The organism is Pseudomonas sp. SBT1-2 (assembly GCF_028640875.1).
GTDB lineage: Bacteria > Pseudomonadota > Gammaproteobacteria > Pseudomonadales > Pseudomonadaceae > Aquipseudomonas > Aquipseudomonas chlororaphis_I.
This window is the reverse complement of the sequence record NZ_JAQZAA010000082.1, coordinates 63,489-89,029: the sequence shown is the minus strand read 5'-3', so window position 1 is coordinate 89,029 and position 25,541 is coordinate 63,489. Positions and strand designations below refer to the sequence as shown.

Genomic DNA, 25,541 nt, shown 5'->3' with positions numbered 1-25,541 from the left:
ATGGCAACGATCAAAGATGTGGCGGCCCTCGCGGGGATCTCCTACACCACGGTTTCCCACGTGTTGAACAAGACACGCCCGGTCAGCGAGGAGGTGCGGATCAAGGTCGAGGCGGCGATCCAGCAGCTCGACTACGTGCCCAGCGCCGTGGCGCGCTCGCTGAAGGCCAAGACCACGGCGACCATCGGCCTGTTGGTGCCCAACAGCCTCAACCCGTATTTCGCCGAACTGGCCCGGGGGATCGAGGATTATTGCGAGCGCAACGGCTACTGCGTGATTCTCTGCAACTCCGACGATGACCCGGAAAAACAGCGCAGCTACCTGCGGGTGCTGTTGGAAAAACGCATCGACGGCCTGATTGTGACCTCGGCAGGTGGCGACGGTGGGCTGGCCAAGGGCCTGGCGGCTGTGCGCACACCGATGGTGATCGTCGACCGGGGGCTGGAAGGGGTGGATGCGGACCTGGTGCGGATCGACCACGAATACGGCGCGTACCTGGCGACCCGTCATCTGCTCGAGTTGGGCCATCGTGATATCGCCTGCATCGGCGGTCCGGACTACACCAGCGTGGCGCAGCTGCGTCTGGCGGGGTTCCAGCGGGCGTTGCGCGAAGCCGGCGTGGAGGTGCCTGCGGAGCGTATCCTGCAGAGCGACTTCACCAGCACCGGCGGTTATCACGCGGCGGCCCAGTTGCTGGAGCGCAACCCGCCCAGCGCGATCTTCGCCGGCAACGACATGATGGGCATCGGTGTGCTGCGCGCGGCGGCGGAGCGCAATATCCGGGTGCCGAGCGAGCTGTCGGTGATTGGCTTCGACGACATCCAGATGAGCCGTTATGTGTATCCGGCGCTGACCACGGTCGGCCAGTCGATCCTGCAACTGGGCGAGCAGGCGGCGGAGCTGTTGCTGCGTCGTATCGCTGCGCCTGGATTGCCGACCGACCAGCGGATCGTCACGCCAAGCATTGTCCTGCGCGAGTCGACGGCGCCCGTGGTCGGCGCATTCGCCGAGTACCGTTGAATCGAATTGTGAGTATCGATGTATGCCAGCAAAAGTAGTGGTAGTAGGTAGCCTCAACATGGACCTGGTCACCCGGGCCGAGCGGCTGCCGCGTGCCGGTGAAACCCTGATCGGCCAGTCGTTCGCCACGGTTTCCGGTGGCAAGGGGGCGAACCAGGCAGTGGCGGCGTCCCGTCTGGGCGCCCAGGTGTCGATGATCGGTTGCGTCGGTGATGATGCCTACGGCGAGCAATTGCGTTCGGCGTTGCTCGCCGAACAGATCGATTGCCAGGCCGTCACCGCTGTCCCCGGCTCCAGTGGCGTCGCCTTGATCGTGGTGGACGACAGCAGCCAGAACGCAATTGTGATCGTGGCCGGTGGCAACGGTCAGCTCACGCCAGAGGTCGTCAGCGGCTTCGACAAGGTGCTGCAGGCGGCCGACGTGATCATCTGCCAGCTCGAAGTGCCGCTGCCCACGGTGGGGTATAGCCTCAAGCGCGGCCGTGAACTGGGCAAGACAGTGATCCTCAACCCTGCACCGGCCAGTGGCCCGTTGCCGGCAGACTGGTACGCGTCCATCGACTATCTGATTCCCAACGAAAGCGAGGCCGCGGCCCTCAGCGGCTTGCCAGTGGATTCCCTGGCAAGCGCCGAAGCCGCGGCCGCCCGCCTGATCGCCGCCGGTGCCGGCAAGGTCATCATCACGCTCGGGTCCCAGGGTTCGCTGTTTGCCAATGGCACGAGCTTCGAGCATTTCCCGGCGCCCAAGGTCAAGGCGGTCGATACCACCGCCGCTGGCGATACCTTCGTCGGTGGTTTTGCTGCCGCCCTGGCTGCCGGCAAGAGCGAGGTCGAGGCGATTCGTTTCGGCCAGGTCGCGGCAGCGCTGTCGGTGACTCGCCCAGGTGCGCAACCTTCCATTCCCACGTTGTCCGACGTACAGGCGTTCTCTCCCGCATGAAAAAGACACCCTTGCTCAATGTCGCCCTGTCGCGACTGATCGCCTCCCTGGGGCACGGCGATATCGTGATCATCGGCGATGCCGGCCTGCCTGTGCCACCGGGCGTCGAATTGATCGACCTGGCCCTGACCCAGGGCATTCCGGACTTCCTCAGCACCTTGCAGGTAGTGCTTTGCGAGATGCAGGTGGAGGGCCATGTACTGGCGCAGGAGATTCTGGATCGACAGTCCCCGGTCTTGCAGGCGCTTGAGGCGCTGAGCACCGAAGGGGCGCTGGGCGCGCGCAAGCTGTTGGGCCACGATGAGTTCAAGGTGCTCAGCCGCCAGGCGCGGGCCATCGTCCGGACGGGCGAGTGTCAGCCTTATTGCAACATTGCTTTGATTGCCGGGGTGACGTTCTGAGCGTTGCCTCTCTCTGTTCAACCACGCAAAGGAGTGCGCCATGCACCGCTATGCTCAGCTACTGAAGCACCTGATCCGGAGTGTTCTGCTCGTGTCCCTGTTCACTGCTACCAGCGCCCATGCGGCAGAAAAAATCGATCTGATCATCGATACCGATCCGGGTGCCGATGATGTGGTTGCGTTGCTGTTCGCCCTGGCGTCGCCGGAAGAGCTGCAGATCCGCGCGCTGACCACGGTGGCCGGCAACGTGCGCCTGGACAAGACTTCGCGTAATGCGCGCCTGGCCCGTGAGTGGGCGGGGCGCGAAGAGGTGCCGGTGTACGCTGGTGCGCCGAAGCCGCTGCTGCGCACGCCGATCTATGCCGAGAACATTCATGGCAAGGAAGGCATTTCCGGGGTCACGGTGCATGAGCCGAAAAAAGGCCTGGCCGAGGGCAGTGCGATCAATTACCTGATCGACACCCTGCGCGCCGCCAAGCCCCACAGCATCACCATTGCCATGCTGGGGCCGCAGACCAACCTGGCGCTGGCGCTGATCCAGGCACCGGATATCACTCAAGGCATCAAGGAAGTGGTGGTCATGGGCGGGGCGCATTTCAATGGTGGCAACATCACCCCGGTGGCCGAGTTCAACCTGTTCGCCGATCCGCAGGCTGCCGAGGTGGTGCTCAAGAGCGGTGTGAAGCTGACTTACCTGCCGCTGGACGTCACCCACAAGGTACTGACCAGCGATGCGCGCCTGCAGAAGATCGCGGCCTTGAACAACAATGCCAGTAAGGTGGTGGGCGATATCCTCAACGAATACGTCAAGGGTGACATGGAGCACTACGGCATTCCGGGTGGCCCGGTGCATGACGCGACCGTCGTTGCCTACCTGCTCAAGCCCGAGCTGTTCAGCGGGCGCCAGGCCAACCTGGTGATCGACAGCCGTGAGGGCCCAACCTTCGGTCAGACCATCGTCGATTGGTACGACGGCCTGAAGCAGGAGAAGAACGTGTTCTGGGTGGAGAATGGCGATGCCCAGGGCTTCTTCGATCTGCTGACCGAGCGCCTGGCTCGCCTGAAATAAGTGATATTCCCGGCAGGTGCCAGCCTGTCGGGCGTTACGCCTTCCCTGTATCCGGCGTGCCCGAGTGCTCGCCGGGATACTTCTCGAATATCTGCTCGATGAACGTCTGGGCCGCTTCGGTGCCCAGTTCCCTGATCAGTAGGTCGATGCCGATGATCGCCAGCTCTTCGGGGCTGCCGGGGCTATAGGAGCAGTGGCCTTCGGGCCATTTGGCTTTGATGTCGGCGTCGATCGTCACGGTGGCCATGGATGTCTCGCAAGCTCGGAAATGGGCGGGCCGGACAGGCGCTTGTCGAGGGCTTCCGGTCTTGTAGAGTTAAACACCTTGGCGGGCTTTTCGCACTCCGACTTAGGCATGAGGGGAGGGCTGTGCGACACTTGGTCATTGTCTGTTTTCAAAGGGTGCCCGTGTGCAGATCGATTTGAACAACCCTGATGCCTTGACCTTCGAGGCGGTGCGCCAGTTGCTGGCGTCGGCCAGTGACGATGTGCATACCCAGCTGCGAGTGACCAAGACGGGGATTGCCTATATCTCGTCGGGCGTGGTCGGTGGTGCGGAAATCGACGGCCTGCTGTTCAGGCTGGAAACCTGGGCTGCCGGCTCCGGTTATGTCGGCCTTGTAGCGGCTAGCGATGAGGTCTGGGTGACGCAGATTCTTAACGCATTGAAACAGAACTGGCCGAAGCCACCGTTCGATTACATCGATATTTACTGAGTCTGTTCATATCCAGTCACGATTGCTGCATGAAAACGTGGCCGTACCTGATGCAGACTTGCCCGCTGTCTTGGCCAAGAGGCCATTGGCCAGTCCGTTTGTGAAACCAATAGTCAGAGTGGTTGTCGCACTATCTCTGCTTATTTTTGAAAAGGAGGCTTCATGCCTTGGAAGCTCGCGTCATTCGGTACCTTGTTGGCTGCAGTCGTTTTGACAGGGTGCAGCACTTCTTCGCCGGATAAGGATCCGGTAGCGACCGAGAGCGGCCATAGTCGCTGTGAGGCTAAGGCGGCCGAATTCGCCATCGGCAAAAAAGCTTCGCCTGAGCTGCTGGAGCAGGCACGCACTCGCGCAGGTGCGCAGAACGCCCGTATTCTCAAGCCGAATGACATGATCACCCTGGAATACCGTTCCGATCGGCTGAACCTCAACACCGATAACAACCTGGTGATCACTCGGGTCAACTGCGGCTGATCCTGTCGGCGTTTTTGCACCGTGCATAAAAAACCCCGTCACATGGACGGGGTTTTTTTAGCTCGCTGAGAAATTACTCAGGACGAACTTGTGCAGCTTGCATACCCTTTTGGCCTTTCTCAGCCACGAAGGAAACGGTCTGGCCTTCTTTCAGGCTTTTGAAACCGTCGCTTTCAATAGCTTTGAAGTGTACGAACAGGTCGTCACCGCCACCTTGAGGAGTGATGAAGCCGAAGCCTTTTTCATCGTTGAACCATTTTACGGTGCCGGTTTGGCGATTAGACATGGTGTATCTCCAAGAAACATATATTTTCAGTAGTACTGTGCTGCTCAGGCCAACTGGGCACACCGGGCTATCATAGTCGAAATGTTCGACTTGGGAGCCCCCTGGACGTGCCGATTCCCAGGTGCTTGAGTCCGTTTTGTTGCTCCGATCGGCTGAAGGCCCCGGTTTAAGGGGCTTTCAGCGAAAATATTCGGTGATAAAAAAAGCCGTAAAAGCTGCGTAAATTGTGAAAAAAGGTCGGTTTTCAGATCGCATCGAACCTGATTCAAGGCCCTCTCTCGCGCTTTAAAGACTTATTTCACCACCCGGCAAGCGGCAATAGCCTCCAGCGCCTTGGTTCTCAGCGCCGGATCCGGTTGAGTCTGCTTGCTCATGAGTTGTTTGATTTCGTCGGTAGTGAATTTCTCATTGAGCTTGTCCGCACCACAGGCGCAGTGCTTTTCCGCACTTTTCACATCAACGCTCTGGCTGGCGGCAGCCGTGCAATCCTTCATGTATTCGGCGCGTACCCCGGCTGGCCAGGCGGCTTGCGCGCTCAGTGGCAGCAGCAGGGCGAAAGGGGCGGCAAGGGCGAATAGTTGGGTGAGGCGCATGAGTCGAGCTCTCCTGGGGTTGGTACAAGAATGGCGATTCTCGGTGTATTTGAGACCTTGGGTACACATCAAGTTCACTTTGTAGCTTAGAAAGCGCTGCTACGCTGTCCCGGTGGGAAGTACGGCGCGATGACCGTTCATCTGTGCTAGCATGCCCGGCTTGGGTGTTTTCAGGCTCTGGGCGAGTTTCAATCCCACCGCGGTCTATGCCTCTATTTTTCTGATTTGAACTCCAGTCACTCTGGTTCGTTTTACCGGTTGGCCGCAAGGCTCCTGCCACTGTGAGGCAGGCGTTCGTCACGAACGGCCTGGATCGAACCGCGTACTGGCTCATCCCAACCCACGTGACCTTTGGTAGGGGTCACCACTAGGAGAGGAGGCGCCATGCCCACTATTACTCTTCCCGACGGCAGTCAACGTTCATTCGATCATCCGGTTTCCGTAGCCGAGGTCGCCGCATCCATTGGTGCAGGTCTGGCCAAGGCCACCGTGGCCGGCAAGGTCAATGGCAAACTGGTCGACGCCTGCGATCTGATCGACAGCGACGCGACCCTGCAAATCATCACGCCAAAGGATGAAGAGGGGCTGGAGATCATTCGCCACTCTTGCGCTCACCTGGTTGGCCACGCGGTCAAGCAGCTGTATCCGACCGCGAAGATGGTTATCGGTCCGGTGATCGATGAAGGCTTCTATTACGATATCGCCTACGAGCGTCCTTTCACCCCGGACGACCTGGCGGCAATCGAACAGCGCATGCAGCAGCTGATCGAGAAAGATTACGACGTCATCAAGAAAGTCACTCCGCGCGCCGAAGTGATCGAAGTGTTCAAGGCTCGCGGTGAAGACTACAAGCTGCGCCTGGTCGAGGACATGCCGAACGAACAGGCCATGGGCCTGTACTACCACGAAGAATACGTCGACATGTGCCGCGGTCCGCACGTGCCGAATACTCGCTTCCTCAAGTCTTTCAAGCTGACCAAGCTGTCCGGCGCCTACTGGCGTGGCGATGCCAAGAACGAGCAGTTGCAGCGTGTCTACGGCACTGCCTGGGCGGACAAGAAGCAACTGGCGGCCTACATCCAGCGTATCGAGGAAGCCGAGAAGCGCGACCATCGCAAGATCGGCAAGCGCCTGGGCCTGTTCCATACCCAGGAAGAAGCGCCGGGCATGGTGTTCTGGCATCCGAACGGCTGGACCCTGTACCAGGTGCTCGAGCAGTACATGCGCAAGGTTCAGCGCGACAATGGCTACCTGGAGATCAAGACTCCGCAGGTGGTCGATCGCAGCCTGTGGGAGAAATCCGGACACTGGGCCAACTACGCCGAAAACATGTTCACTACCGAGTCGGAAAGCCGCGACTACGCCATCAAGCCGATGAACTGCCCGTGCCACGTGCAGGTGTTCAACCAGGGCCTGAAGAGCTACCGCGAGCTGCCGATGCGTCTGGCTGAGTTTGGTGCCTGCCACCGTAACGAGCCGTCCGGTGCGTTGCACGGCATCATGCGTGTGCGTGCCTTCACTCAGGACGACGCGCACATCTTCTGTACCGAAGAGCAGATGCAGGCCGAATCCGCGGCATTCATCAAGCTGACCATGGATGTCTATGCCGACTTCGGCTTCAAGGACATCGAAATGAAGCTTTCCACCCGCCCTGAAAAGCGTGTGGGCTCCGACGAGCTGTGGGATCGCGCTGAAAATGCCTTGGCCGCTGCGCTTGATAGTGCCGGGTTGCCATACGACCTGCAGCCAGGGGAAGGTGCATTCTACGGCCCGAAAATCGAATTCTCGCTGAAAGACTGCCTGGGGCGTGTCTGGCAGTGTGGTACCTTGCAGCTCGATTTCAACCTGCCGATCCGTCTGGGCGCTGAATACGTTTCCGAAGATAACAGCCGTAGACATCCGGTGATGTTGCACCGGGCGATCCTCGGTTCCTTCGAGCGTTTCGTCGGGATTCTGATCGAACATTACGAAGGCGCATTCCCTGCGTGGCTGGCTCCGACCCAGGCCGTGGTGATGAATATCACTGATAAACAGGCAGATTTTGCCCTCGAAGTGGAAAAAACCCTCAACCAAAGCGGATTTCGTGCCAAGTCCGACTTGAGAAATGAAAAGATCGGCTTTAAAATCCGCGAGCATACTTTGCTCAAGGTTCCCTATCTCTTGGTTATTGGAGATCGGGAAGTCGAGACGCAGACTGTCGCTGTGCGTACCCGTGAAGGTGCTGACCTGGGCTCGATGCCCGTCGCTCAATTCTCGGAGTTCCTTGCACAAGCGGTTTCCCGGCGTGGTCGCCCAGATTCGGAGTAATTATTATTAAGCGTGAAATGAGACAAGATAAACGAGCTGCACCGAAAGCCCCGATCAACGAGAATATCTCGGCACGCGAGGTTCGGTTAATTGGCGCTGACGGCGAGCAGATTGGCATCGTCTCGATTGATGAAGCGCTTCGTATTGCTGAAGAAGCCAAGCTTGATCTGGTGGAAATCTCCGCCGACGCAGTCCCACCGGTTTGCCGTGTGATGGACTACGGCAAGTCGATCTTCGAGAAGAAGAAGCAGATTGCTGCGGCGAAGAAGAACCAGAAGCAGATTCAGGTAAAAGAAATCAAGTTTCGTCCAGGGACGGAGGAAGGGGATTACCAGGTAAAACTGCGCAACCTGGTACGTTTCCTGAGTGACGGGGACAGGGCCAAGGTATCCTTGCGATTCCGCGGCCGTGAGATGGCCCACCAGGAGCTGGGGATGGAACTCCTCAAGCGGGTTGAAGCTGACCTGCAAGAGTACGGTTCGGTCGAACAGCATCCTAAGATGGAAGGACGCCAGCTGATCATGGTCATCGCCCCGAAAAAGAAGAAGTAATCAACAGGGCACGGCAGGCCTTCTGATTATGTTTATCAACTGAATGCGGAGTATCCGAACATGCCAAAGATGAAAACCAAAAGTGGTGCTGCTAAGCGGTTTCTGAAAACTGCTAACGGTATCAAGCACAAGCACGCTTTCAAGAGCCACATCCTGACCAAAATGTCGACCAAGCGTAAGCGTCAACTGCGCGGTAGCAGCTTGCTGCATCCGTCTGACGTGGCAAAAGTCGAGCGCATGCTGCGCCTTCGTTAATTTTTGGATCAAGAATAGAGGAAGTAACTCATGGCTCGTGTAAAGCGTGGCGTCATTGCCCGTAAACGTCACAAAAAAATTCTGAAACTTGCTAAAGGCTACTACGGCGCGCGCTCCCGCGTATTCCGTGTTGCCAAGCAAGCGGTAATCAAGGCAGGCCAATACGCCTACCGTGACCGTCGTCAGAAAAAACGTCAGTTCCGCGCTCTGTGGATCGCTCGTATCAACGCAGGTGCTCGTATCAACGGTCTGTCCTACAGCCGTTTCATCGCCGGCCTGAAAAAAGCGTCCATCGAGATCGACCGTAAGGTTCTGGCTGATCTGGCAGTGAACGAAAAAGCGGCGTTTGCTGCGATTGTCGAGAAAGCTAAAGCCACTCTGGCTTAAGTACCCCCGACAGTCACCCGGGCTCACCTCTGTGGGCCCAGGTGTTAAACGTCATAAATAGGGGAAGAGCCTACAAGCTCTTCCCCTATTTTGTATCTGGAGTCTGTACATGGAAAACCTGGATGCGCTGGTCTCTCAAGCACTAGAGGCTGTGCAAAGCGCTGAAGATATCAATGCCCTGGAGCAAATCCGGGTTCAGTACCTTGGCAAGAAGGGTGAATTGACTCAGGTGATGAAGACCCTGGGGAATTTGCCGGCAGAGGAGCGTCCGCAGGTCGGCGCCCTGATCAACGTTGCCAAGGAGCGTGTTACAGAGGCTCTCAATACGCGTAAGGCTTTGTTTGAAGAAGCCGAACTGGCTGCCAAACTGTCCGCCGAGTCCATCGATGTGACCCTGCCTGGCCGTGGCCAGGTCTCCGGCGGTCTGCATCCTGTGACCCGGACTCTGGAACGTATTGAACAGTTCTTCACCCATATCGGCTACGGCATCGCCGAAGGCCCTGAGGTCGAAGACGACTATCACAACTTCGAGGCGCTCAACATCCCAGGCCACCACCCGGCCCGTTCGATGCATGACACCTTCTATTTCAATGCGAACATGCTGTTGCGCACCCATACCTCGCCGGTACAGGTCCGCACCATGGAATCGCAGCAGCCGCCGATCCGCATCGTCTGCCCAGGCCGTGTGTACCGTAGCGACTCCGATATCACCCACTCGCCGATGTTCCACCAGGTCGAAGGCCTGCTGATCGATCGCGACATCAATTTCGCTGACCTCAAGGGGACCATCGAAGAGTTCCTGCGGGTGTTCTTCGAAAAAGAATTGGCGGTGCGTTTCCGTCCTTCGTACTTCCCGTTCACCGAGCCGTCCGCCGAAGTCGACATGGAATGTGTGATGTGCAGCGGTAAAGGTTGCCGTGTCTGCAAGCAGACCGGTTGGCTGGAAGTCATGGGCTGCGGCATGGTTCACCCGAACGTGCTGCGCATGTCCGGGATCGATCCGGAAGAGTTCCAGGGCTTTGCCTTCGGTATGGGCGCCGAGCGTCTGGCCATGCTGCGTTACGGCGTGAATGACTTGCGCCTGTTCTTCGACAACGACTTGCGGTTCCTCGCGCAATTTCGCTAGGTCGCACGCCCGTAACGAATCTTTCAGGAGAGCAGGATGAAATTCAGTGAACAATGGCTGCGCGGCTGGGTAAGCCCGCAGGTAAGTCGCGACGAGCTGGTTGCTCGTCTGTCGATGGCCGGTCTTGAGGTCGATAGCGTGACGCCGGCCGCCGGTGTTTTCAGTGGCGTGGTGGTGGGCGAGGTGCTGAGCACCGAACAACACCCTGATGCCGACAAGCTGCGTGTTTGCCAGGTCAGCAATGGCGCGGAAACCTTCCAGGTCGTGTGTGGTGCGCCAAACGTGCGTCCGGGCCTGAAGATCCCTTTCGCCATGATCGGCGCAGAGCTGCCTGGCGACTTCAAGATCAAGAAGGCCAAGCTGCGCGGTGTTGAGTCGAACGGCATGCTGTGCTCCCAGGCAGAACTGCAGGTGGGAGAGGGCGATGACGGTCTGATGGAATTGCCGGCCGATGCGCCGGTAGGCAAGGATTTCCGTGAGTACCTGGAGCTGGACGATGCCAGCATTGAAGTCGACCTGACTCCTAACCGCGGTGACTGCCTGTCGCTGGCGGGGCTTGCCCGTGAAGTTGGCGCGCTCTATGCCGCACCAGTCACCCGTCCAGTGGTGCTATCCGTCGCGCCTGCGCACGACGAAGTGCGTCCGGTTGAAGTGCTGGCTCCCGCGGCTTGCCCGCGTTATCTGGGCCGGGTCGTCCGCAATGTCGACCTGTCCAGGCCGACCCCACTGTGGATGGTCGAGCGTCTGCGTCGTGCTGAAGTACGCAGCATCGATGCGGCTGTGGACATCACCAACTACGTAATGCTCGAATTGGGGCAGCCGCTGCATGCTTTCGATCTTGCCGAAATCAACGGTGGCATCCGTGTACGGATGGCAGAAGAGGGTGAGAAGCTGGTCTTGCTCGACGGCCAGGAAGTGACCTTGCGCAGCGATACCCTGGTTATCGCTGACCATACCCGGGCTCTGGCGATTGCCGGCGTCATGGGTGGCGAACACAGTGGCGTAGCTGCTACCACCCGCGATGTTTTCCTGGAAAGTGCTTTCTTCGACCAGATCGCTGTCGCTGGTAAAGCTCGTTCCTATGGCTTGCACACCGACGCCTCGCATCGCTACGAGCGTGGTGTGGACTGGCAACTGGCCCGTGAAGCCATGGAGCGTGCCACTGGCCTGCTGCTGGAGATCACCGGTGGCGAAGCCGGCCCGATTATCGAAGCGGTCAGCGAGCAGCACCTGCCGTCGATCGCTCCGATCACCCTGCGTGCCGAGCGCATCACCCAGATGCTGGGCATGGAAATCGAGGCGCCGGAGGTCGAGCGTCTGCTCGGTGCCCTGGGCCTGAAGATTTCCGCTGATGGGGCAGGGCAGTGGCGCGTTGAAGTGCCAAGCCATCGCTTCGACATCAGCCTGGAAGTCGATCTGATCGAAGAGCTGGCTCGTCTATACGGCTACAACCGCCTGCCAGTTCGCTACCCACAAGCGCGTCTGGCTCCACAAGCCAAGGCCGAAGCTCGTAGCGATCTGCCTGAGCTGCGTCGTTTGTTGGTGGCCCGCGGTTATCAGGAAGCTATTACTTACAGCTTCATCGATCCGAAACAGTTCGAGTTGTTTAATCCAGGTGTCGAGCCGCTGTTGCTGGCCAATCCGATTTCCAACGACATGGCTGCCATGCGTTCGTCGCTGTGGCCGGGGCTGGTCAAGGCGCTTCAGCACAACCTGAACCGTCAGCAGGACCGTGTCCGTCTGTTCGAGAGCGGTCTGCGTTTCGTCGGTCAACTGGAAGGCTTGAAGCAAGAGCCGATGCTGGCCGGCGTGGTGTGCGGCACTCGTCTGCCGGAAGGTTGGGCACAAGGTCGCGACGTTGTGGACTTCTTTGACGTCAAGGCTGACGTGGAAGCGGTGCTGGGCTTTGCCGGCGCACTCGATGCTTTTACTTTTGCGCCTGGCAAGCACCCTGCGTTGCACCCGGGTCAAACCGCGCGCATCGAGCGTGAAGGTCGTCTGGTTGGCTATATCGGCGCTATCCACCCTGAATTGTCGAAAACCCTCGGTCTCGACCGTCCGGTCTTCGTTTTCGAGCTGGTCCTGGCCGAAGTAGCCTCGGGAAAAATGCCTGAATTCCACGAGTTGTCGCGCTTTCCTGAAGTGCGTCGTGACTTGGCCCTGCTGGCTGATCGCGATGTTGCCGCCAGTGCGGTGTTGGATGTAATCCGTGAGAATGCAGGCGAATGGCTGACAGACCTCAGGTTGTTTGACGTGTACCAAGGTAAAGGCATTGATCCTCATAGAAAAAGCCTTGCAGTTGGCTTGACCTGGCAGCATCCATCGCGCACTCTTAATGACGATGAGGTGAACTCCACGACGCAAAATATCCTCACCTCGCTCGAACACAGGTTGAACGCCACGTTAAGGAAGTGACGTATGGGGGCTCTGACGAAAGCTGAAATGGCCGAACGTCTCTACGAAGAGCTGGGCCTGAATAAACGTGAGGCCAAGGAATTGGTCGAGCTGTTTTTTGAGGAAATCAGGCACGCTCTCGAAGACAACGAACAGGTCAAATTGTCCGGTTTCGGTAACTTCGACCTTCGGGATAAACGCCAGCGACCTGGCCGCAACCCGAAGACGGGTGAAGAAATCCCGATCACGGCACGCCGTGTGGTCACCTTTCGTCCAGGGCAGAAGTTGAAGGCCCGAGTTGAGGCTTATGCTGGAACCAAGTCATAACGACGAGCTCCCGGTCATTCCGGGCAAGCGCTACTTCACCATTGGAGAAGTCAGTGAGCTCTGTGCGGTCAAACCGCATGTGCTGCGTTATTGGGAGCAGGAGTTTCCTCAACTCAACCCCGTCAAGCGCCGCGGAAATCGCCGGTATTATCAGCGCCAGGATGTGCTGATGATCCGGCAGATCCGCGCGTTGCTTTATGATCAGGGGTTCACCATCGGTGGAGCACGCCTGCGCCTTTCCGGTGATGAAGCCAAAGACGACACCACACAGTACAAGCAATTGATCCGTCAGATGATCTCCGAACTGGAGGACGTTCTGGTGGTACTCAAGAAGTGATTTTCTGCTTTGAAAATACTTCCAAATTTCAAAAGCTTGCGATATATTCTTGAGCGCTTCGTTAAGAAGCAAACCCAGTAACACGCCTAGTCGGGGCGTAGCGCAGTCCGGTAGCGCACTAGCATGGGGTGCTAGGGGTCGAGTGTTCGAATCACTCCGTCCCGACCATATTCCTGAGTAAAATCAGACACTTAAGCCGATCATATGATCGGCTTTTTTGTGCCTGCGCAATACCCGCGCAAAACTAGCGCAAAACTACCCGGTGATTTCGCTGATATTCAGGTCGGGAATCGCCTCGGACCAGATGATCTCGGCGTGGTCGCGCTGGTAGTTTTTGGTCATTGCCTCACTCGCGTGACCCGCGATCTTCTGCCCATCTTTCCCGGCCTTCTGGTACAGGTGCAGTGATAGCGCTCGCACTTCGTGGAAGCCTGGCATCTCCTCTTCTTTCCAACCTTTGTAGCAACCCGCCAGTTCCCGGGCCTCTTTGAAGGCTCGCGTCAAATATCGCTCCTCCACCTGCGTCCAATGCTCTTTCGTCTGCGCCTGCTTCTGTTTCAGGCGATCCGGCCGGCGGTGAACCAAGTAGGGGGAAGCGATATCATCCCGGCACCGGCTGATCACAGCCTGGAGCTCATCGGTCACCTTGAACCGGATCCATGCCGCGTCACTGGCCTTGGCCGTCTTCTGCTGCACTACGTACAGAAACCCCTCCCGAACCCCGTCGAACCGCATATTGAGGATGTCCGTCCGGCGCTGAGCCGTGATCAGGGCGAGGTCGATCGCGTTCTGCAGCCAGGTTGGCGACTTCTCCCGGATCGTCTTAAGGCCTTCGATGGTATGTCGCTTGCGCTGCTTCTTCTCGATGCGGCTGATGGTGCTGGCCGCCGGGTTATCCGGGCATAGGCCCTTGGCCGCCGCATGGTTGAATATGTCGATCAGCAGCGCCCGGCATTGGTTGGCGGTGCGCGGGGTAAGGGCATCCAGCATTTCTGCGATCATGCGGATCGTGATCTGGTCCACGGCCTTGCCTTCGAAGTGCTTCCGAAAGCGGCGGAAGTGGACGGCGTACAGGCCCAATGTGCCTTTGGCCAGTTCCCGCGGAGGCAGGACATCACGTTCATAGGTGTCGAGGAACCCGGCGAAAGACTCGGATGAGTTACCCATCACGGCGCCGATCAGATCTGCACCACGCATGAACTCTAGGTTCAGCTGCTTCGCTGCGTCGATTGCTTTCAGGCGATCGGAGCCGAACGGGAAGAGTTTCCCGTCGGTCGGCCGCCGGTAGCGATATGTCCCGCGCCGCGCATCGAAGTACAGATTCTGCGGAAGGCTCTTGTTCGCAGTTTTGCGCGGCCTTGGTGCCATCATGCAGCTCCTTTCAATACCATCGCGACGAGATCGTTACCGGCTGACTTGGTGAATGCAGCCCAGTCAACGTACCAGAGCTTGCCTATCTGCTCGCCTGGGAGTTGTCCGTTCCGGATGTAGTTGCGGATCGCCTGGGGGCAGGGTGGGGTTCCGTTATCTCCCCAAAACCGGCGTTGAAATTCGCTGATCTTGATCAGTTCTCGATTCATTTAGTGCCTCTAACCGGATAGGGCTAGCGTGCCGCGGGTGGCGGCAGGCTTTCAGGTTTATTCAGAATTGTGTTCGAGACAGATGTCTCGACAGTTTGTAGAGTTGCGCCGCTCGACCGGCCCAGCGCACTTGTAAAGGGGCGAATGTGCTGGCCGGGACGAGCGCCAATTCAGATTTCGGGCGTGGGCATTTTGGAAAGCTCTGATGGTTGCCGGCATTGCGCACGGATATCGTTGAGTCGTTCGCCCAGTCCGTTGTCCTGGCTATCCGTCGACTTTCCGGCGGGCTGTGGCGAACTCCTTCTGAGCCGCTGATAGCCATGTCCATCCGATAAGGGAATGCCTCTCCCTCCCACTTGCCCGGCTTGCCGCGTATCGCACCATAGCGGTGAGGTTTCTTGCTGCTGAATAGCGCCTCACAAGCTTCGAGCAAGGCTATCTCTCCCTGAATCGCCATCAACTCCCTACCAGCAATCGAACCCACTTGAATCCAGCCCGATTTTTCGCGGCCGTAATTTTCCGTCTTGAATAGGCGGTAGCGATTTCGATGCCCGGTATGGGGGGGGAGGTTTCAGAGTTCAGGTAGAAGGCCACACCCTTACTTCGGACCCGAAGGAGTGTTCTAGCCATTCTGGGGCTCTCCCTGTTCCGCAGTAGCTTTCAGCTTGAAGCTGATACCGCATGCTGCTGCCAGGGAGGTGAGCTTACCTACGGTTGTCGAGCCTTCCTGTAGCGCCTGGCCGAAGCGAATCAGACGAGCGCCAAGGTTGGCGAACTCATTCCGTTGAGAAGGGGTCGTGGTTGTAGGCATGCTTTTCTCCAGGCAAGCCGATGGTGGGAAGACCCGGCCGGGCCGAGCCTCTATGAACAGACCTATGAAGCGGCGGGATTTGTGCGGGTCGACCAGCCGCAGCGAGGGGACATGATTGAATCGCCCCGGGTTTCGTAGACACCTCGTTGCCTTAAACTGAGGCCAATCAGCGCTTTAAAAGCCAGCATGCCTGGTGATGAGCTGGACGCCATTCAAGAAGCGTCGGTCGGCCCCTGACGTTGCTCCTGCTGGCACTGTTCGGACCCGGGGCCGGAAATGGACAGGCTGATACTGATGGGGTCGACATCGCGTCTGCCAACGGTCAGCACGGCTTCCTGCGCACCTTCCAGACTCGCCCCTTGGGAGGCCAGCCACTGGGACACCAGGACTTGCTCTCGCTCGTCATCCACTGCCTGGTCGATGGCTACCGAGGGCGCGCCATAGCGCTGGGTGAGTAGACGAGTCAATTCTTCGAAGCGGGCGCGAATGGCCGAGTCCTGCGCATTCTCCGGCATCTCGACCGCTGTGTAGATTTCGCACAGCCCGGCTTCTTTACCAAACTTGAGTGATAAATGATCAAACCCGGCAATCGGCCTCGGCGGGTGCTCGACCAGCATGAGGTTGCGCCGATCGTTGCTGCCCAGAACCTCGGTGACTGCCCGGGCCTGCTCGGCGGTCATGCCCATCTGCAGGCCGAACGGCCCGTTATAGGCAGCCGCCACCTCTTGTTTGCAGCCGCCCGTGCCCGCCGCGAGTACTGCTAGTAGAAGCAGGGGCAATTTATGTTGGTTCATAGCACTTCCCGTTTTCCATGACAGGTTGAACGCTGATCGGCTGAATCGGGCCGAACCTTCGTTGCTGAAGTTTCCAGCGGAGATACTAACCCTTAATCATGCGAAAGCAGCGGCCGGCTCGCTCTGCTCGGAGCGCTCATCAACTTTCGTCCAGTGATCCTGGGTTTTTGCATGGGCTTGTGCTTCAGGTGACCAGGAGCTCTTCTCAAAACATGGCTATCGCTTGCGTCGTTAAAGTGAGGTTTTCTAGAATTTCGCCGCCGCTTGGCCGGATCAGCCAATCGGTTTCCATCCGCGAGAAAAAAGGAGGTGCCCTATGACCCAGATTCCAACGATGTTTTCGCTACTGAACCATCAACGAAATGCTGGAGGGGCGATCACTGCCCCGCGGAGAAAACCCAATGCGTACGCTTTACCCCGCTGTGCTTCTTGCTCCGATATCCACTCGCGATGAAGAAGCAGAATGTTGCGCTCTGCAAGTGCGTGACGAACAGATCGACTTTATTGCCAGCAACGCCGAATCATTGGAAGAAGCTGCCGAATGTCCTTGGTGTGAACCCTTGGCGGTGCGCGCCGTTCATTCTGGAGAAATGGTCGGCTTCCTTATGCATGCCCTCGACCCGGACGATAACGGTCGCTGGCTCTATCGCCTGATGATTGACCGTCACCACCAAGGTTTAGGGTATGGACGCGCAGCTCTGCGTGCGCTGGTGGCATACCTGAGAGGCTTGTCGGGAGGTCCTGACATCACCCTGGGCGTCGCGCCGGAGAATATTGGGGCGCGCAATCTTTATGCCTCCGAGGGGTTTCTAGAGACGGGCGAGGTGCTTGATGGCGAGCTCGTGATGCGCCTGAGGACATAGTGCTCGCGGTTACCGATCGGTATTGCGAGTGCAGGATTGACTGAACAGAAACCCGGCCATCGAGCCGGGTTTTTTCTGCCCGCAACAAACCATCCGGCGTATCCGGAGCGGCCTGATGGAGCAGATCGATACAAGCTCAAGAGCAGAGTCTTCATCGGATGTGTGTGGGGTGAGCTTGCCGATGGCTCAAGTGCCCTAAATAAAGAATGGACGATCAAAAAAAGGGCCCACCCCAAGGTGGACCCTTTGTGTTTCTGAAGTGGCCAAAGCCGGCTGGAGCAACACCCTCACACTAACGGAGGGCGTGCCCATCGAGCATCAGACCAGGCTGATCATATCCGCACTGAGTTGCGCGGGGTTGAACCCTACCAGGGTGATGCTGCTGTCTCCCGCCACGATCAGGCTGTCGCTGCCTTGCTGGCTGGTGGCGCTGATGACCGCAGCCGCGGAGGCGAACAGGGATTTGGAGAACACCAACTGATCGAAGCCGTTCTGGTGAACGTTGAAGTCGCTGATCAGGTCATGGCCGAACCCGCCCTGGTCGAAGACAAACAGATCGCTGCCCACGCCACCACTGAGGGTGTCGTTGCCCAGGCCGCCGACCAGGATGTCGTTCTGTGCGCCACCGTAGAGGGCGTCGTTGCCACTGCCGCCGAGCAGGGTGTCGTTGCCACTTCCACCGTGCAGCAGATCATGGCCCGCACCGCCTTCAATAAGGTCGTCACCGCCCTGGCCGAAGATCAGGTCGCGGCCGGCGGTACCCTTCAGGAGGTCGGCCAACTGCGTGCCTTCGGTGGCCTTGGCGTAGCTCTTGTCCGATCCGAACAGGCCTTCGAAGTTGAGCTTGCTGCTGGTCACGGTATAGGCCGGGGTCAAGGCCTGGCCCAGGAGGCCTTCGAACTCGACATGTTCGACGTCGTGCAGCTCCTTGAGGCCGTAACGCCCGCCGGTGTCGTTGAGAAACAGGCTGCCATCGCTCAGGCGCACGGCTTCGTAGCTGGAGACCGTACCCTGCAGGAAGACTTTGTCGTCGCCCACCCCGCCCGCGACGATGTCGGTGCCGGTGCTGACCTTGAAGCTGTCGTTGCCGGCGAAGCCGTCCAGGAAGTCGTCGTTCCTGCCGTCCTGCAGCTTGTCCGCGCTGTCCGTGCCGAGGAGAAAGGCCGGAGTGCCGAAGTGGTTGGAGGTGGCGGAGTATTTGTCGCTGACCCAGGTAAAGCTGCGGCTGACCGGGTCGAGGTTGCTGATGATGATGGTGCTGTCGCGCTCGATGTAGTCGTAGAACGTCGACTGGCCGATGCGCTGGATAGGGTTGATGAAGATGCCTTCGAGGTGCGCCACCCAGCCGTTGGGATTGACCACGGAGAAGGGGCCGTTGGGCCAGGTGGGCAGGGCGTAGACCGTGTCGAACAGCACGATGTTGTCGGTGGTCGAGGTGTAGCTGGCGTCACTGCCTTTGAGGGCCGCGAGAATGGCGCCGCTCAGGTCGGTCTGTTCGCCGATCAGCCGATGCACGATGTCGTTTTCGAAGCCGAAGTTGAAGATGCCGTCACTGTTGCTGGCCTTGGGCGAGGCCATGCCGAAGTAGTCCGAATCCTTGAAAAAGCCGTCGGCCAGGGTGTCCCTGCCCAGGTACATGCTGTTGGTCACGGAGCCGCCCTGGCTGTAGCCGGTGACCAGCACATCCTTGCCCGTCAGGTTATGGCTGGTGGCGTAGTTCTTGATCGAGTCGAGCAGGTAGTCGTAGCCGTGGATATAGGAGTTGTCGATCATCGCCGGGTAGCCCAGCAGGTCCATCGGCGAGTTGGTGCCGGCAATCGAAAAGCCCATTTTGACCAGCTTGCCGCTCTCGTCGTACTGGCCGAACACCTTGGCCTGGGAGCCGGATACGTTCTCGCCCTTGAAGCTGCCTGTCAGGTCGAGGTGGCTGCCGTCGATGCCCAGGTCACTGGCGCTGATTTCGCGCCAGCCCTTGGGCAGGGCAAAGGTGTTGCCTTCGCCCAGGACCGCCCCGGGCAGGTTGTAGAGCGCCCCTACCGTCGCTACACCGCTGGTGTAGGTGGCCAGGTTCCAGGCATCTGAAATGAGCACGCGACCGTCTTGGCCCTTGTAGTCGAATATCGCCATGGTTCGTTTTCCCTCACAAACTAAAAAGTCATGAAAAAAAACAAGAGCTGAAGTCTTCTTGTTCTTCTTCGCTCGGATTGCGGAGCCTGGTGACTGCGTGCCCCGGAATCTGCGCCCAAGCTACTCATTCATGTGGAGGGTGTGGGCCAGGCAAGGGGGGTGTTGGCACGATTGTCCTAGGGAAAGCCCGATCCAGCCGCTATAAATCCAGCGTCATTACAGTTTGGTCAGCTTGAGGGTGGCTCGCAGCCGCCCATCCTCTTTACCTTTGAAGTCGGATGCATGCACGGCAACCTGGCGAAGGTGCCGAACGTGTCGACATCCGACTGAAAATACCCAGCTGTACAAGGCTGGCCGGGCACATCGAGGTTTCAGCGAAGCCGCACTGAAACCACGTTATGCCCGGTGAACAATCCCGGCCTTACCCCCAGCGCCGGAACAGCACGCTGGCATTCACCCCGCCAAAGCCGAAGCCATTGGACAAGGCGTATTCCATCGCCAGGGGCTGCGCCTGGCCACGAATCAGGTTGAGGCCTTGCGCGCCGGCATCCGGGTTTTCCAGGTTGAGGGTGGCGGGGGCGATCTGGTCGCGCAGCGCCAGGATGGTGAAGATCGCTTCGATCCCGCCGGCGGCGCCCAGCAGGTGGCCGGTGGCCGACTTGGTCGAGGCGATGGCCAGCTCGCTGCTGTTGCCAAACACACTCTTGATCGCCGCCAGTTCGCCTTTGTCGCCCACCGGGGTCGAGGTCGCGTGGGCGTTCAGGTGCTGGACCTGGGACGGCTCGACGCCGGCCTGACGCAACGCCTGTTGCATGGCGCGGCGGGCACCGTCGCCATCTTCTGGCCCGGCGGTCATGTGATAGGCGTCGGCGCTGGTGCCGTAGCCCACCAGTTCGGCGATCGGCGTGGCGCCCCGGGCCAGGGCGTGTTCCAGCTCCTCGATCACCAGCAGGCCGGCGCCTTCGCCCATCACAAAGCCGTCGCGCGCCTGGTCGAAGGGCCGCGAAGCACGTTCCGGGGTGTCGTTGAAATCGCTCGACAGGGCGCGAGCGGCAGCGAAACCGGCCAGGCTGACCCGGTGAATCGTGGCTTCCGTGCCCCCGCAGACCGCGACGTCGATCTCCCCGGCACGAATCATCCGCGCGGCGTCGCCGATGGCCTGGACACCCGCGGCGCAGGCCGTCACCGGCGTGCCCAGCGGCCCCTTCAGGCCATGCTGGATCGACACATGACCGGCGGCCATATTGCTGAGGAAGGATGGAATGGTGAACGGCGAAAGACGCCGCGGCCCCTTGCTGTCGGTGGTGCGCACGGCGTCGGCGATGGCCGGGAAGCCGCCCACGCCCGAAGCGATGATGGTGGCGGTACGTTCCTGCTCTTCCGCGGTCTGCGGCACCCAGCCGGCCTGGGTCAGCGCCTCCTGGGCGGCGGCGAGGGCGAACAGGATGAAGCGGTCCATCTTGCGCTGTTCCTTGGGCGCCAGCAGCGCGTCCGGATCGAAGCCGGCCTGCGGGTCCTGGATGCGGTCCGGAACCTGGCCGCCGATGCTGATCGGCAGGTCGCCGATCAGTTCTTCCGGTAGCCGGCGGATACCCGATTGCCCGGCCAGCAGGCGTTGCCAGACCTGTTCGACGCCGCAGCCCAGCGGGGTCAATGCGCCCATGCCAGTGACGACAATGCGTTTATTCATGACCTTCAGCTCCTTCATCTCGAGTAGGGTGTGTCGCTCTATGGACGTCACTATCATCATGAAAGTAACATGCCCGAACCACAAATACGCAACTGCGAACTCCGAGGAGCCGCCATGCAACGCAAGACCCTCCTTCACGACGAATGCCCGATTGCCCGCAGTCTGGAGCGGGTGGGCGAGTGGTGGAGCATCCTGATCATGCGCGACGCCCTGCATGGCCTGCGGCGTTTCGAGGAGTTTTCCCGCAGCCTGGAGATCGCCCCCAACATGCTCACCCGGCGCTTGAATTCGCTGGTCGAGGCCGGCTTGCTCGAGCGCCAGGCCTACAGCCAGCGGCCGCTGCGCTACCAGTATGTGCCGACGGCCCGGGGCGAGGACTTCCGTGTGGTGCTGATGGCGTTCGTTGCCTGGGGCAATCGCCATTACGCGCCGGAAGGGGAAAGCGTGCAGATCGTCGAGCGCGCCACCGGCCGGCCGGTGCGGCCGATGATGGCTGACCTGGTCGATGGCCGCCCGGTACCGCTGGAGCACTGCACGGTCCAGGCCGGGCCGATGGCCAGCGAAGGCATACGTCAGCGCCTGGGAGCGCTGCAGGTGATGGAGGCCAAGGGCGAAGCCTGAGGTGCCGCGGATCGCCGCGGCACCTTGGGCTTAACCACCAGCGCCTGTCACTGGTCCTTTTCGCAGTTGACCATCCACGAGGCGCCGAAGCGGTCGACCAGCATGCCGAAGCGCGCCGCCCAGAAGGTGGCCTCCAACGGCATCTGCACAGTGCCCTGGTCCGCCAGCGCGGCGAATACCCGCTCGGCCTCGGCGATGCTGTCGACATTCAGCGATATCGAGCAGCCGTGGATCCCCGCGTAAGGTCGATCGGGCGTGCTGTCCGAGCCCATGATGGCCTGGTCGCCCACCAGCAGGCGGGTGTGGATGATCAGGTTGTGATACTCGGCGGGAACATGCTCGCGGGCGGGGCTTTCGCCGAAGGTCATCATCACTTCGAGGGTGCCTTGCAGGCTCTGGGCGTAGAACTTGAAGGCGGCTGCGCAATCGCCGTTGAAGATCAGGTAGGGATTGATTTTCATGCTGGTGACTCCCGGATGGCAGGGCAGCGGGCGCGCCGGATAAGCCGGCCCGCTGGCAAAAAACCGATGGATTGAGACCTCCACTAGCAAAGCCTAAACCTGGGTGGCAGTGGGCTTGTTCTTAGACGGTTTTCTCATTGGGGCGGTGACGGGTTATCACCCTTGGTGCACTCACTGTCAGGCCCGCCGCCGAGTCGGCGGCGAGCCTGGGGTGGCGCTACACCAGCCGGGTCTGGGGCATGCCCAGCAGGCCGGTCAGGCGATCCATGATCGCCTGCTGCCGGGCGCGGTCGGCCAGGTAGTCGGCCTCGGCGCTGGCCACATCGGCCGAGCAGTGCGGGCAGGTGGTTTCGTGGCTATGGAGGTATTGCCAACAGCTGCGGCACAGGGCCAACCGGGTGGGCAGGCGTCCTTCCTCGGGGGATTTCTGCCCCTGGTTGATCCACGCCAGCTTGATCACCTGGCCGCTGTCGCTGACGCTGCTGACCGTCTCGCCGGTGTCGATGCGTTCGGTGATCAGGTCGAAGCGCCCGACCGCGAACGAGGCCTTGGCGGCGTCCTCGAGTTTGACGATGCGTTCGCGCAGGCCCTTTTTCTGCAGGTCCAGGGCGCGGTAGTGGCAGTACGGATTGTTGCCCGGCTTGCCCAGCAGCGAGTGCGAGGTCCAGGTGCAGCCGCCGCGGCACACGTCGTTGTAGTAGCAGGTGCGGCAATAACCCCAGAGGTCGTCGACCGAGCGCAGGCGGCCAAAATGCATGCCTTCGCTGTAGTGCCAGATGTCGTGCAGGTTCATGTCGCGCACATTGCCGCCGGAGAACCCCACCGTCGCCAGTGACGGGCAACCCTTCACCGTGCCGTCGGCTTCCAGGGCCAGCACCGTTTGCCCGGCGGCGCAGCCGCTCCAGTGCACGCGCTCGTCACCGAAACCGCGCCACATATGCTCGTATGGGCCGTAGTAACCGATGTTGTTGCCCACGTTCATCAGCAGGCCGCGTTCCTGGCCTTCGCGGTAGAGGCGCGCGAGCAGCGGCATGACTTCCAGCAGTTGATAGGGTTGCAGCAAGAGTTCCGGGTGATCCACCGCGTTGCCCATGGCCACCGTCAGCTGGATCTGCCAATGGGTGGCGCCCAGCTCGATGATCAGGTTCATCAGCTCCGGCAAGTCGGGCAGGGTGGCCGCGCCGATCTGCGTGTTGACGCTGACCGCGAGCCCGGCCTGCTTGGCCCGGCGCAGGGTGTCCACGGCCTTGTCGAAGGAGCCCGGGACGTTGCGCACGGCGTCATGCAAGGGCGCCAGGCCGTCCAGCGAAACCCCCACGCCGTTGAGCCCGGCCTCCACCGCGGCCTGCATTTTCGCCGGGGTGAGGTTGCGCCCGCCGGTCTGGATCGCGCAGTAGATGCCATGGTCGTGGATGGCCCGGATCAGGCGGGTCCAGTCCTTGCGCAAATAGGCTTCGCCGCCGATCAGGGTGACCTCCCGCGTGCCGAGGGCGGCGAGGGCGTCAATCACGTCGAGGCATTCCTGGGTGTTCAGTTCGTTGGGGCGTCGATGGCCGGCGCGCGAGCCGCAATGCAGGCACTTGAGGTCGCAGGCGAGGGTGATTTCCCAGACCACATGCACCGGTACGTAACGCTTGAGGTCGGTTTCGCTGAGGTAGCGGGCGGGGCGATTGGCTGACATGGACAGTCCTTTGGGCGCACACAGGCGCGCGGCACGAACCTGGTGGATGTCCGCGCCGTCCCTGGCGGTGCCGGCCCGAGCGGACACATGGTTTGCAATGGAAGACCGGGCCTGGCCCCGAGGAAGGAAGGCCAGGCCCGGACGCCACTGCTCAGCGAGCTTCGAGGCGGGCGATCTCGGCGTTCAGCTGCTGCAAGGCGCTGCGCAGCGCATCACTGCTGGCCAGTTGCTGCTCGCCCTGGCGGACGACCGCCTTGAGCTGCGCCAGGTCACCGCTGCTTTGCGCCTGCTGCACCGCCACCGCATACAGCGGCACGGGGTGATGGGGCACAGGCTCGGGGTGCGGGATCGACGCCTGGCTGACCGTGGCGTGCTGCACGTCCTGCCAGTTGCCCTGGTAGCAGTATTTGTAGCTGGCGAAACCGCTGGCCCAGTCGAGCCCGAGAATCCCGTGCAGGTGGAAGGTCGCGGCGATCTGGCTGGTCGGGCCGCTGGGGTTGCCGGTCAGGCTCAGGATGATGTGGCCTTCGGTCGACGGGTGCAGCTGTGCCTTGGAATAGTCGCCCCACACGTCGGCGAAGAAGTTCACCGGCGGGTAAGTGCTCTTGAACACGCGGGCCACGCCGCTGACTTTTTTCTGCACGGTGTTGACCAACAGGTCGAGGGTCAGAACCGGGGCACCCAACAGCCCCGTGGTGGCTTGGATACGGGTATGGAACAGTCCAGTTTGCATGGTGCAACTCCTTGTTCTTGTTCAGGGAAGTCGGTGGGTTGGCACGCCGTGGTCAGCGCCGCTCGAGCCGGCCGATCTCGTCCTTGGCCGCATCCAGCGCGCTGCGCAGCTGGGGCAACTGGTCCAGTTGCTGCTGGGCCAGGCTGGCCAGGCTCTTCATCTGGGTCAGGTCGCCGCTGGCGATGGCGCCATGGATCGGCGCGGCATACAGCGGGGTGATCGGTGGATACGGCAGCAGGACCGGGCCGGGCTCCAGTGGTATTGGCAGGGCTGACAAGGCGTAGGAGGGTACCGACTCGACGAGGTGGGCCGGTGCGTTCTCCACCGATACCCAGCGCTGGCCGTTGTAGTACTGGTAGTTGGCGATGCCGTTCTTCCAGTCGTGGTCCACCACCAGCTGAATCTTGAAGGTGACGATCGAGTTCGAGCCCGGCCCGCCCTGGTTACCCTGGGCGGTGACCAGGATCTTGCTCGAGCTGGGTGGCATGACGGTCAGGTAAGTGTATTGCCCCCACACATCGGACGGCAGGTCCAGCGGCGGGTTGGTGGCCTGGGTCACCACCGAGGTGCCGCGCACGGTCTGCTCGGGGGTGTAGACCAGAAGGTCGAGGGTAAGGCTCGGCGCGCCCGGGGTCAGATTGCCGATCCGGTAGCTGAGCGGAAACAGGCCAACAGGGGACGTAGTGGAACCGGACATGATTGCCTCCAGTGCATTAGAAAATGGAACGGCCTTAGCGCCGTTCCAGACGGGCGACTTCCTGTGCCAACTGCTCGTAAGCGCTGCTCAGATCCTTGGATTCTTTCTGGGATTTATCGCGCTGTTTGAGCAGGGACTTCATCTGCGGCAGGTTGCCGAGGGAGATTGCTTTCTGAATCGCCACTCCATAGGGCGGAATGACATGTTGCGAGGATGAACTCATGGCGTTGCCTTCCGTGGGAGGTTGTAGAGACTGCGCTATCCGGCAGCTTTTGCAGTTAAGCAGGCCGGGCTCGGGGC

General features: G+C 60.2%; 29 protein-coding genes, 1 tRNA gene and 1 pseudogene. 18 read left to right on the top strand and 13 right to left on the bottom strand.

Features of this window, described 5'->3' with window-relative positions; all coding sequences use genetic code 11:
• From PVZ78_RS15675 to PVZ78_RS15660, 4 genes are read left to right on the top strand one after another with little or no spacing between them, the layout of a single operon-like run.
• Nucleotides 1–1,020 (top strand): LacI family DNA-binding transcriptional regulator, encoded by a 1,020-nt coding sequence (locus PVZ78_RS15675; protein ID WP_009048125.1) that lies wholly within the window; start codon nucleotides 1–3, stop codon nucleotides 1,018–1,020.
• 22 nt (nucleotides 1,021–1,042) lie between these two features.
• Complete coding sequence (gene rbsK, locus PVZ78_RS15670) at nucleotides 1,043–1,960, top strand: ribokinase (RefSeq protein ID WP_273828931.1); 918 nt, start codon at nucleotides 1,043–1,045, stop codon at nucleotides 1,958–1,960.
• Entirely contained in the window at nucleotides 1,957–2,361 is a 405-nt protein-coding gene (gene rbsD, locus PVZ78_RS15665) for a D-ribose pyranase (RefSeq protein ID WP_273828930.1), read from the top strand. Before rbsK ends, rbsD begins: the two co-directional genes overlap by 4 nt.
• Nucleotides 2,362–2,401: 40 nt before the next feature.
• Entirely contained in the window at nucleotides 2,402–3,430 is a 1,029-nt protein-coding gene (locus PVZ78_RS15660) for a nucleoside hydrolase (RefSeq protein ID WP_009048128.1), read from the top strand.
• 34 nt (nucleotides 3,431–3,464) lie between these two features.
• Here PVZ78_RS15660 and PVZ78_RS15655 read toward each other — a convergent pair whose 3' ends face one another.
• On the bottom strand, nucleotides 3,465–3,677 hold the full coding sequence (locus PVZ78_RS15655) for a hypothetical protein (protein WP_009043057.1): 213 nt from the start codon (nucleotides 3,675–3,677) through the stop codon (nucleotides 3,465–3,467).
• 163 nt (nucleotides 3,678–3,840) lie between these two features.
• Here PVZ78_RS15655 and PVZ78_RS15650 point away from each other — a divergent pair, with 163 nt between their 5' ends.
• Nucleotides 3,841–4,146 (top strand): hypothetical protein, encoded by a 306-nt coding sequence (locus PVZ78_RS15650; RefSeq protein WP_009048129.1) that lies wholly within the window; start codon nucleotides 3,841–3,843, stop codon nucleotides 4,144–4,146.
• A 162-nt stretch (nucleotides 4,147–4,308) separates the two neighbouring features.
• Nucleotides 4,309–4,620, top strand: coding sequence for an I78 family peptidase inhibitor (locus PVZ78_RS15645; RefSeq protein WP_009048130.1), 312 nt, complete (start codon nucleotides 4,309–4,311; stop codon nucleotides 4,618–4,620).
• Between the two features lie 73 nt (nucleotides 4,621–4,693).
• Here PVZ78_RS15645 and PVZ78_RS15640 read toward each other — a convergent pair whose 3' ends face one another.
• Together PVZ78_RS15640 and PVZ78_RS15635 are read right to left on the bottom strand one after the other, a co-directional pair.
• Complete coding sequence (locus PVZ78_RS15640) at nucleotides 4,694–4,906, bottom strand: cold-shock protein (RefSeq protein WP_003179963.1); 213 nt, start codon at nucleotides 4,904–4,906, stop codon at nucleotides 4,694–4,696.
• A 293-nt stretch (nucleotides 4,907–5,199) separates the two neighbouring features.
• Entirely contained in the window at nucleotides 5,200–5,499 is a 300-nt protein-coding gene (locus PVZ78_RS15635; RefSeq protein ID WP_009048131.1) for a hypothetical protein, read from the bottom strand.
• A gap of 384 nt (nucleotides 5,500–5,883) precedes the next feature.
• Between PVZ78_RS15635 and thrS the strand changes: the two genes are divergently transcribed.
• The 9 genes from thrS to PVZ78_RS15590 all read left to right on the top strand — a co-directional run bounded on the left by thrS (nucleotide 5,884) and on the right by PVZ78_RS15590 (nucleotide 13,351).
• Entirely contained in the window at nucleotides 5,884–7,806 is a 1,923-nt protein-coding gene (gene thrS / locus PVZ78_RS15630; RefSeq protein ID WP_009048132.1) for a threonine--tRNA ligase, read from the top strand.
• The gene (gene infC / locus PVZ78_RS15625) at nucleotides 7,806–8,357 is read left to right on the top strand and encodes a translation initiation factor IF-3 (protein WP_169914426.1); all 552 of its coding nucleotides are present in this window, start codon (nucleotides 7,806–7,808) and stop codon (nucleotides 8,355–8,357) included. The genes thrS and infC overlap by 1 nt, the downstream gene beginning before the upstream one ends.
• 60 nt (nucleotides 8,358–8,417) lie before the next feature.
• Complete coding sequence (gene rpmI / locus PVZ78_RS15620; RefSeq protein WP_002553160.1) at nucleotides 8,418–8,612, top strand: 50S ribosomal protein L35; 195 nt, start codon at nucleotides 8,418–8,420, stop codon at nucleotides 8,610–8,612.
• A 30-nt stretch (nucleotides 8,613–8,642) separates the two neighbouring features.
• Nucleotides 8,643–8,999 carry a 50S ribosomal protein L20 gene (rplT, locus tag PVZ78_RS15615; RefSeq protein WP_007905879.1) on the top strand — a complete coding sequence of 119 codons (357 nt, stop codon included), beginning with the start codon at nucleotides 8,643–8,645 and terminating at the stop codon, nucleotides 8,997–8,999.
• Nucleotides 9,000–9,108: 109 nt separating this feature from the next.
• Nucleotides 9,109–10,125: a phenylalanine--tRNA ligase subunit alpha gene (pheS, locus tag PVZ78_RS15610; RefSeq protein WP_007920512.1), complete on the top strand. Its 1,017-nt coding sequence runs from the start codon at nucleotides 9,109–9,111 to the stop codon at nucleotides 10,123–10,125.
• Nucleotides 10,126–10,161: 36 nt separating this feature from the next.
• Nucleotides 10,162–12,540: a phenylalanine--tRNA ligase subunit beta gene (gene pheT, locus PVZ78_RS15605; RefSeq protein ID WP_273828929.1), complete on the top strand. Its 2,379-nt coding sequence runs from the start codon at nucleotides 10,162–10,164 to the stop codon at nucleotides 12,538–12,540.
• A 3-nt stretch (nucleotides 12,541–12,543) separates the two neighbouring features.
• On the top strand, nucleotides 12,544–12,846 hold the full coding sequence (gene ihfA, locus PVZ78_RS15600) for an integration host factor subunit alpha (RefSeq protein WP_002553164.1): 303 nt from the start codon (nucleotides 12,544–12,546) through the stop codon (nucleotides 12,844–12,846).
• Nucleotides 12,827–13,183: a MerR family transcriptional regulator gene (locus tag PVZ78_RS15595; RefSeq protein WP_007920509.1), complete on the top strand. Its 357-nt coding sequence runs from the start codon at nucleotides 12,827–12,829 to the stop codon at nucleotides 13,181–13,183. The genes ihfA and PVZ78_RS15595 overlap by 20 nt, the downstream gene beginning before the upstream one ends.
• 91 nt (nucleotides 13,184–13,274) lie before the next feature.
• Nucleotides 13,275–13,351 (top strand) — tRNA-Pro (locus PVZ78_RS15590).
• Between the two features lie 87 nt (nucleotides 13,352–13,438).
• On the opposite strand, the gene PVZ78_RS15585 is transcribed toward PVZ78_RS15590, so the two are convergent.
• Nucleotides 13,439–14,551 carry a phage integrase Arm DNA-binding domain-containing protein gene (locus PVZ78_RS15585; protein ID WP_101282084.1) on the bottom strand — a complete coding sequence of 371 codons (1,113 nt, stop codon included), beginning with the start codon at nucleotides 14,549–14,551 and terminating at the stop codon, nucleotides 13,439–13,441.
• The gene (locus PVZ78_RS15580) at nucleotides 14,551–14,763 is read right to left on the bottom strand and encodes a hypothetical protein (protein WP_273828928.1); all 213 of its coding nucleotides are present in this window, start codon (nucleotides 14,761–14,763) and stop codon (nucleotides 14,551–14,553) included. The genes PVZ78_RS15585 and PVZ78_RS15580 overlap by 1 nt, the downstream gene beginning before the upstream one ends.
• Nucleotides 14,764–15,574: 811 nt before the next feature.
• Here PVZ78_RS15580 and PVZ78_RS31820 point away from each other — a divergent pair.
• Nucleotides 15,575–15,691 (top strand): annotated as a pseudogene (locus tag PVZ78_RS31820) (phage tail protein); the annotation flags it as partial.
• 95 nt (nucleotides 15,692–15,786) lie between these two features.
• On the opposite strand, the gene PVZ78_RS15570 reads toward PVZ78_RS31820, so the two are convergent.
• Nucleotides 15,787–16,368, bottom strand: coding sequence for a hypothetical protein (locus PVZ78_RS15570; RefSeq protein ID WP_273828927.1), 582 nt, complete (start codon nucleotides 16,366–16,368; stop codon nucleotides 15,787–15,789).
• Nucleotides 16,369–16,769: 401 nt separating this feature from the next.
• Here PVZ78_RS15570 and PVZ78_RS15565 point away from each other — a divergent pair, with 401 nt between their 5' ends.
• Entirely contained in the window at nucleotides 16,770–17,231 is a 462-nt protein-coding gene (locus tag PVZ78_RS15565) for a GNAT family N-acetyltransferase (RefSeq protein ID WP_232539760.1), read from the top strand.
• Between the two features lie 318 nt (nucleotides 17,232–17,549).
• On the opposite strand, the gene PVZ78_RS15560 is transcribed toward PVZ78_RS15565, so the two are convergent.
• Nucleotides 17,550–19,358, bottom strand: a complete 1,809-nt coding sequence (locus PVZ78_RS15560; RefSeq protein WP_273828926.1) for a calcium-binding protein — start codon at nucleotides 19,356–19,358, stop codon at nucleotides 17,550–17,552.
• Between the two features lie 421 nt (nucleotides 19,359–19,779).
• Nucleotides 19,780–21,048 (bottom strand): beta-ketoacyl-ACP synthase II, encoded by a 1,269-nt coding sequence (gene fabF, locus PVZ78_RS15555; protein WP_198920002.1) that lies wholly within the window; start codon nucleotides 21,046–21,048, stop codon nucleotides 19,780–19,782.
• 114 nt (nucleotides 21,049–21,162) lie between these two features.
• Between fabF and PVZ78_RS15550 the strand changes: the two genes are divergently transcribed.
• The gene (locus PVZ78_RS15550; RefSeq protein ID WP_009048138.1) at nucleotides 21,163–21,669 is read left to right on the top strand and encodes a winged helix-turn-helix transcriptional regulator; all 507 of its coding nucleotides are present in this window, start codon (nucleotides 21,163–21,165) and stop codon (nucleotides 21,667–21,669) included.
• A 47-nt stretch (nucleotides 21,670–21,716) separates the two neighbouring features.
• Here the strand turns inward: PVZ78_RS15550 and PVZ78_RS15545 are convergent, their stop codons facing one another.
• The 5 genes from PVZ78_RS15545 to PVZ78_RS15525 form a co-directional block, all read right to left on the bottom strand.
• Nucleotides 21,717–22,130, bottom strand: coding sequence for a VOC family protein (locus PVZ78_RS15545; RefSeq protein ID WP_016704872.1), 414 nt, complete (start codon nucleotides 22,128–22,130; stop codon nucleotides 21,717–21,719).
• Between the two features lie 217 nt (nucleotides 22,131–22,347).
• The gene (locus PVZ78_RS15540) at nucleotides 22,348–23,811 is read right to left on the bottom strand and encodes a GDL motif peptide-associated radical SAM/SPASM maturase (protein ID WP_273828925.1); all 1,464 of its coding nucleotides are present in this window, start codon (nucleotides 23,809–23,811) and stop codon (nucleotides 22,348–22,350) included.
• Between the two features lie 151 nt (nucleotides 23,812–23,962).
• Nucleotides 23,963–24,544: a DUF1842 domain-containing protein gene (locus tag PVZ78_RS15535; RefSeq protein WP_009048141.1), complete on the bottom strand. Its 582-nt coding sequence runs from the start codon at nucleotides 24,542–24,544 to the stop codon at nucleotides 23,963–23,965.
• 52 nt (nucleotides 24,545–24,596) lie between these two features.
• A complete protein-coding gene (locus tag PVZ78_RS15530; protein ID WP_273828924.1) occupies nucleotides 24,597–25,241 on the bottom strand; it encodes a DUF1842 domain-containing protein in 645 nt (214 codons plus the stop codon).
• A 34-nt stretch (nucleotides 25,242–25,275) separates the two neighbouring features.
• Nucleotides 25,276–25,464 carry a DUF1843 domain-containing protein gene (locus PVZ78_RS15525; RefSeq protein ID WP_009048143.1) on the bottom strand — a complete coding sequence of 63 codons (189 nt, stop codon included), beginning with the start codon at nucleotides 25,462–25,464 and terminating at the stop codon, nucleotides 25,276–25,278.
• Between the last annotated feature and the right edge of the window lie 77 nt (nucleotides 25,465–25,541).

Excerpts from the sequence above, each read along its gene's own strand:
- PVZ78_RS15675 (WP_009048125.1), top strand. The coding sequence starts at position 1 with ATGGCAACGATCAAAGATGTGGCGGCCCTCGCGGGGATCTCCTACACC.
- rbsK (WP_273828931.1), top strand. The coding sequence starts at position 1,043 with ATGCCAGCAAAAGTAGTGGTAGTAGGTAGCCTCAACATGGACCTGGTC.
- rbsD (WP_273828930.1), top strand. The coding sequence starts at position 1,957 with ATGAAAAAGACACCCTTGCTCAATGTCGCCCTGTCGCGACTGATCGCC.
- PVZ78_RS15660 (WP_009048128.1), top strand. The coding sequence starts at position 2,402 with ATGCACCGCTATGCTCAGCTACTGAAGCACCTGATCCGGAGTGTTCTG.
- PVZ78_RS15655 (WP_009043057.1), bottom strand. The coding sequence starts at position 3,677 with ATGGCCACCGTGACGATCGACGCCGACATCAAAGCCAAATGGCCCGAA.
- PVZ78_RS15645 (WP_009048130.1), top strand. The coding sequence starts at position 4,309 with ATGCCTTGGAAGCTCGCGTCATTCGGTACCTTGTTGGCTGCAGTCGTT.
- PVZ78_RS15640 (WP_003179963.1), bottom strand. The coding sequence starts at position 4,906 with ATGTCTAATCGCCAAACCGGCACCGTAAAATGGTTCAACGATGAAAAA.
- PVZ78_RS15635 (WP_009048131.1), bottom strand. The coding sequence starts at position 5,499 with ATGCGCCTCACCCAACTATTCGCCCTTGCCGCCCCTTTCGCCCTGCTG.
- thrS (WP_009048132.1), top strand. The coding sequence starts at position 5,884 with ATGCCCACTATTACTCTTCCCGACGGCAGTCAACGTTCATTCGATCAT.
- rpmI (WP_002553160.1), top strand. The coding sequence starts at position 8,418 with ATGCCAAAGATGAAAACCAAAAGTGGTGCTGCTAAGCGGTTTCTGAAA.
- rplT (WP_007905879.1), top strand. The coding sequence starts at position 8,643 with ATGGCTCGTGTAAAGCGTGGCGTCATTGCCCGTAAACGTCACAAAAAA.
- pheS (WP_007920512.1), top strand. The coding sequence starts at position 9,109 with ATGGAAAACCTGGATGCGCTGGTCTCTCAAGCACTAGAGGCTGTGCAA.
- pheT (WP_273828929.1), top strand. The coding sequence starts at position 10,162 with ATGAAATTCAGTGAACAATGGCTGCGCGGCTGGGTAAGCCCGCAGGTA.
- ihfA (WP_002553164.1), top strand. The coding sequence starts at position 12,544 with ATGGGGGCTCTGACGAAAGCTGAAATGGCCGAACGTCTCTACGAAGAG.
- PVZ78_RS15595 (WP_007920509.1), top strand. The coding sequence starts at position 12,827 with ATGCTGGAACCAAGTCATAACGACGAGCTCCCGGTCATTCCGGGCAAG.
- PVZ78_RS15585 (WP_101282084.1), bottom strand. The coding sequence starts at position 14,551 with ATGGCACCAAGGCCGCGCAAAACTGCGAACAAGAGCCTTCCGCAGAAT.
- PVZ78_RS15580 (WP_273828928.1), bottom strand. The coding sequence starts at position 14,763 with ATGAATCGAGAACTGATCAAGATCAGCGAATTTCAACGCCGGTTTTGG.
- PVZ78_RS15570 (WP_273828927.1), bottom strand. The coding sequence starts at position 16,368 with ATGAACCAACATAAATTGCCCCTGCTTCTACTAGCAGTACTCGCGGCG.
- PVZ78_RS15565 (WP_232539760.1), top strand. The coding sequence starts at position 16,770 with ATGCGTACGCTTTACCCCGCTGTGCTTCTTGCTCCGATATCCACTCGC.
- PVZ78_RS15560 (WP_273828926.1), bottom strand. The coding sequence starts at position 19,358 with ATGGCGATATTCGACTACAAGGGCCAAGACGGTCGCGTGCTCATTTCA.
- fabF (WP_198920002.1), bottom strand. The coding sequence starts at position 21,048 with ATGAATAAACGCATTGTCGTCACTGGCATGGGCGCATTGACCCCGCTG.
- PVZ78_RS15550 (WP_009048138.1), top strand. The coding sequence starts at position 21,163 with ATGCAACGCAAGACCCTCCTTCACGACGAATGCCCGATTGCCCGCAGT.
- PVZ78_RS15545 (WP_016704872.1), bottom strand. The coding sequence starts at position 22,130 with ATGAAAATCAATCCCTACCTGATCTTCAACGGCGATTGCGCAGCCGCC.
- PVZ78_RS15540 (WP_273828925.1), bottom strand. The coding sequence starts at position 23,811 with ATGTCAGCCAATCGCCCCGCCCGCTACCTCAGCGAAACCGACCTCAAG.
- PVZ78_RS15535 (WP_009048141.1), bottom strand. The coding sequence starts at position 24,544 with ATGCAAACTGGACTGTTCCATACCCGTATCCAAGCCACCACGGGGCTG.
- PVZ78_RS15530 (WP_273828924.1), bottom strand. The coding sequence starts at position 25,241 with ATGTCCGGTTCCACTACGTCCCCTGTTGGCCTGTTTCCGCTCAGCTAC.
- PVZ78_RS15525 (WP_009048143.1), bottom strand. The coding sequence starts at position 25,464 with ATGAGTTCATCCTCGCAACATGTCATTCCGCCCTATGGAGTGGCGATT.